The sequence below is a fragment of the Bacteroidota bacterium genome (assembly GCA_018831055.1).
Lineage (GTDB): Bacteria > Bacteroidota > Bacteroidia > Bacteroidales > B18-G4 > M55B132.
In genome coordinates, this window is sequence record JAHJRE010000034.1 from 1 (window position 1) to 4,670 (window position 4,670).

General features: G+C 45.4%; 4 protein-coding genes. 3 read left to right on the top strand and 1 reads right to left on the bottom strand.

Annotated elements, in window-relative coordinates; translation table 11 throughout:
* The 3 genes from KKA81_02280 to KKA81_02290 form a co-directional block, all read left to right on the top strand.
* A partial coding sequence (locus KKA81_02280; GenBank protein ID MBU2649738.1) for a glycosyltransferase family 4 protein occupies nt 1-1,169 on the top strand: 1,169 nt, incomplete at its 5' end.
* Nucleotides 1,156-1,707, top strand: a complete 552-nt coding sequence (locus KKA81_02285) for a WcaF family extracellular polysaccharide biosynthesis acetyltransferase (protein ID MBU2649739.1) — start codon at nt 1,156-1,158, stop codon at nt 1,705-1,707. The genes KKA81_02280 and KKA81_02285, both read left to right, overlap by 14 nt.
* Complete coding sequence (locus KKA81_02290) at nt 1,704-2,453, top strand: glycosyltransferase (GenBank protein MBU2649740.1); 750 nt, start codon at nt 1,704-1,706, stop codon at nt 2,451-2,453. Before KKA81_02285 ends, KKA81_02290 begins: the two co-directional genes overlap by 4 nt.
* A 3-nt stretch (nt 2,454-2,456) precedes the next feature.
* Here KKA81_02290 and KKA81_02295 read toward each other — a convergent pair.
* Nucleotides 2,457-4,670: response regulator (locus tag KKA81_02295; GenBank protein MBU2649741.1), on the bottom strand; the 2,214-nt coding region annotated here is incomplete at its 5' end.

The window sequence follows — 4,670 nt, forward strand, 5'->3', positions numbered from 1 at the left end:
AGATAAGCTGTCAAAACATGCTGAAAGTACTAACATTCATCGACTGGTTCTGGCCCGGTTTCAAGGCCGGAGGCCCGGTACGCTCACTTCTGAACCTCACCGAACATCTTTCCGGGGAGATCACCTTCTATATTATAACCCGTGATACGGATTACATGAGCCACGAGCCTTATTCGGAAATACAAAGCAATTCCTGGAACGAGATCCGCCCCGGGATCCATGTTTACTATATTTCGGGCGAACACCTCAGCCGGAAAACCATACATTCCTTTTTCCAGGAAAAAAACAAATACGACCTCGTTTACATCAACGGCATATATTCGTGGTACTTTTCCATCCTTCCACTGTATTTTTCCAGGAAGACAGGGATAGCTCACGTGGTAGCCCCCAGGGGCATGTTGTCGCAACAAACATTCAGCAGTAAAAAGCGACTGAAAAAGATCTTTTTTGTGGCCGCCAGGGTAGCAGGATTGTATAAGAGAGCCCGTTTTCATGCGACCATGGAAAGGGAGGCAAGTGATATTGCCGGTATCGTGCATGTTGATCCGGCCAGGATCAGCGTAGCACCCAATCTTCCCAGGAAATCACTTCCTGAACGTATCCCTCCCCGGGAAAAACAGCCGGGATTGCTGCGACTTATAAGCATTGCGAGGATAGCCCCGGAGAAGAACATTCTTTTTGCCATACAAGTATTGCAAGGGCTTAAGGGAGGTCAGGTCATCCTCGATCTTTACGGAGAGCTTTACAATGCCGATTATTGGGGGGAATGCCTCAGGGAAATAGAATCATTACCCGCAAACATACAGGTGAACAGCAAGGGGAGCATAAATTCCGACCATATTCCTGAAACCCTGCTTAATTATCATTTCCTTCTTATGCCTTCACGGGGTGAGAATTTCGGACACAGCATACTGGAAAGCCTGATGAGCGGCTGTCCGGTTGTGATATCCGATAAAACGCCCTGGCGTGACCTGGAGAAAGTCCGGGCAGGATGGGATATTCCTCTTGATAAGCCCGGGGAATTTACTTCCATCCTGCAGAAATGCCTGGAACTGGAGCAGGAAGCATACAATGGACTTTCCGAAGGAGCTTTACTTCATGCCAGGGAGTTTGTCAATAATCCCAAACTGGTTGAATCCAGTAAAAACATGTTTTATGGAAAAAGTTGATTTATCGGTTTACACACCGGGCGATTACAAGCCGGGAGCCGGGATACTGAAAAGGGTTTTGTGGTTCATCACCAATGCCTTGTTTTTCCAGTGTCCGCTCAGCACTTTGAGTACATTCAAGTGTTTCCTGCTCAGGATGTTCGGGGCAAAAGTAGGAAAAGGAGTGGTGATCAAGCCATCGGTGAATATCAAGTACCCCTGGAAGTTGCAGATTGGAGACCACGTGTGGATAGGAGAAAAAGCCTGGATAGACAATCTCGACGAGGTGGTGATTGGCAGCCATTGCTGCATTTCGCAGGGGGCTATGCTCTTGTGCGGCAATCATAACTACCGGAAGAAGACCTTCGATCTGATGACGGGCAGGATTACGCTGGAAGATGGGGTATGGATCGGAGCCTTCAGCATTGTGAGCCCCGGAGTCACCTGCGGCACCCATTCCGTCCTTGCCGTGAATTCCGTTGCCAGCAATGATTTGGAACCTTATTACATATATAGAGGAAACCCCGCAATTAAAACCAGGGAAAGGAAAATACAATGAAGATCTCACTCATCACGATTTCTTACAACAGCGAAGCTTCCATACGCGATACCATTGAATCGGTGATGGAACAGGATTACAACAACATTGAATACATTATTGTGGACGGAAATTCCAAAGACCGTACCATGGAGATCGTTCGCAGCTATGGGGAAAAAATAAGCAAATCGGTAAGTGAGCCCGACAAAGGGCTGTATGACGCCCTGAACAAGGGCATCAATATGGCTACGGGAGATGTTGTAGGTTTCATCCACTCCGACGATGTGCTGGCAGGCCCCGGGGTGATCAGCCTGATCGCTTCCACTTTCCTGGAAAAAGAAACAGACTCCATTTATGGCGATCTGGAGTATGTTTTCAAGGAAGACACCTCCAGGATCCTGAGATACTGGAAGGCAGGAAAGTTCAGCCGAAGGAAAATCAGAAACGGATGGATGCCACCACACCCTACATTTTATGTAAAACGCAGCATATACAATACCTATGGAGGCTTCGACACCGGATTCCGCATTGCCGCCGATTACGATTGTATACTCCGTCTCCTGGCGAAAGAAAAGATAAGTACTGCCTACATCCCCGAAGTACTGGTAAAAATGCGGGTTGGAGGTGAAAGCAATAAAAGCATCCGGAATATTATCCGGAAGTCGAAAGAAGATATACGGGCTATGAGAAAAAACGGAATACCGGCATTACCGGCCCTGATAATGAAAAACCTGAGAAAAATCCACCAGTTTATCGTTCGTAAATAGAAGCTACAGGTTAAAATCCTCCTTCATCTTTGCAACAACTTTGCTTAAAATGATATTAAGTCTTTCAATCAATGGAGGAAGCATTTCCTGTTTATTCTCATCTTTGGCATACAACATGATATCCAGCACGGTTTGCTTCAGGCTTTCTATTTCAAGCTGGTAAATATTGGATTTCAGGAAATGGGCTTTCCGTTCAACCGTAGGATAATCTTTTCGCGCAAAAGCCTCGTTCAGGTCATCCAGAGCTTCGCTGGTCAACCTCACAAAAATCATCAATGAGCTGCGGAGAAATTCCGGATCGGATCCCATGATTTTAAGACTATCAAGATTATACAGATCCTTATCCGGAATAATATTCAAATTATCTTCAAAATGATTCTCTTGTATCACAGGGACGGAATATTCAACATCTTTGCCAAGCAGGAGGCAGATTTTCTCAAACAGGATTTCCTGTTCGAAAGGTTTTGAAAGATAATCATCCATCCCGGCAGCATAACATTCGTCAATCACTTCTTTAACCACATTGGCTGTAAGAGCCAGGATAGGTATATCCAGGTGCAATTCATTCCTGATTTTAAGAGTCGCTTCCACGCCATCCATGATGGGCATCTGCTTGTCCATGATCACCACATCGAATTTATTTTCTTTCAGGATTTCGAATGCTTTGAGCCCATTATCCACTATTTTCAGATTTGCGTTCCACTTTTTAGCATTTATTTCCACAATTTTCTGGTTGAAGCGATTGTCTTCCGCGAGAAGAATATTCACTTCTTTCAGGGTTTGGTCATTAACGATCGCTTTCTTTTCCAGGTTAAGCAGATCCTGTTCATTCCCTTTTGGTAATGAAAGAACAAACCAGAACTCGCTTCCGCTTTCTTTCACCGATGCCACCTTGAGTTCACCACCCATCAGTTTGACCAGCTGGCGGCTGATAGAGAGTCCAAGCCCGGTTCCACCGTAAAGGCGGGTTTTGCTTTCGTCTTCCTGTTTAAACGGTTCGAATATCATATCAAGGTTAGCCTCAGATATTCCGGTACCAGTATCCTTAATCGAAAAACGGATAACATTCACCAAAGGGTCTTCCCTTTCCAGATCGCAGAATAGCTTGACATAACCCGAATGAGTGAATTTAATGGCATTACCCATCAGATTAAGCAGGATCTGGTTCAGGCGGTCGGAGTCTCCGACAAGGACCGGTGCAATGCGATCATCGATGCGATACGTCAGCATCAGTGATTTTTCCACTGCATTATATTCCAGTGAGCGAATAAGCGGCTTGATCAGGTTTTTTAAATTAAAGGGAATGCTTTGCAGCTGCAGTTCTCCGGCATCTATCTTTGACATATCCAGGATATCGTTAATGATAGATAAGAGATTATGCGATGAAAGATGTATTCCTTCTACGTAATTTCTTTGTTCCTGGTCGAGCTTCGTGGAAGCAAGCAACTGAGTCATTCCATGAACGGTGTTCATGGGAGTTCTGATTTCATGGCTCATGTTAGCAAGAAAACGCTCTTTGGCTCGGGAAGCCTCCTGGGCAATGTCTGCCATTTTCTGCAGATCTTTCATGATATGCACTCTTGGCGTGATATCCTTGGCATAGACCGAAATATAGCCGGAACCCAATTGGGGTGTGAAAGTGAACAGAAAGTATCTTTCACCGCTCTGCAGTTCCCTGTCAAGGATCTTGTTCTCCCGGATCAACTCCTCAAAAATAACTTTCAAATCTCCTTTTATCGGGTCACCTACCTTACAGTTTCTTTCCTCCAGGAGATCATGACTGGCCGGGTTAGCATAGTCAAGAATACCCTCACAGGAAATCCTCATCACAGGGTTAGGATTTTCCTCCACAAGCCTGGAAATATCGGTAATTTCTTTCTGGGCTTTGACCAGAATGCGATTATTCATGATATTCTCATAAACAGAACTAGCGAGGTGCGTAATAAAAGTCAGCAATGCAATATCTTCTCTAGAGAAACGGTTTTTCACCTGGCTGGCGATACCAAATGCCCCAACTGTCTGGTCCATACTTTTAACCGGAATATAAAGCCTTGAAAGCACCCGAAAGCTTCTGGGGCTGTCGACGGACACCATATCTGCATCATTATCAACGTCGGGGATATACAAAGTCTCTCCTGAACGGATTACCCTGCCCGGATGTCTGTCCATTGCAGTACGCTCGGCCTCCTGCCTTTCCTCTTCATTAAGACCTTTGGC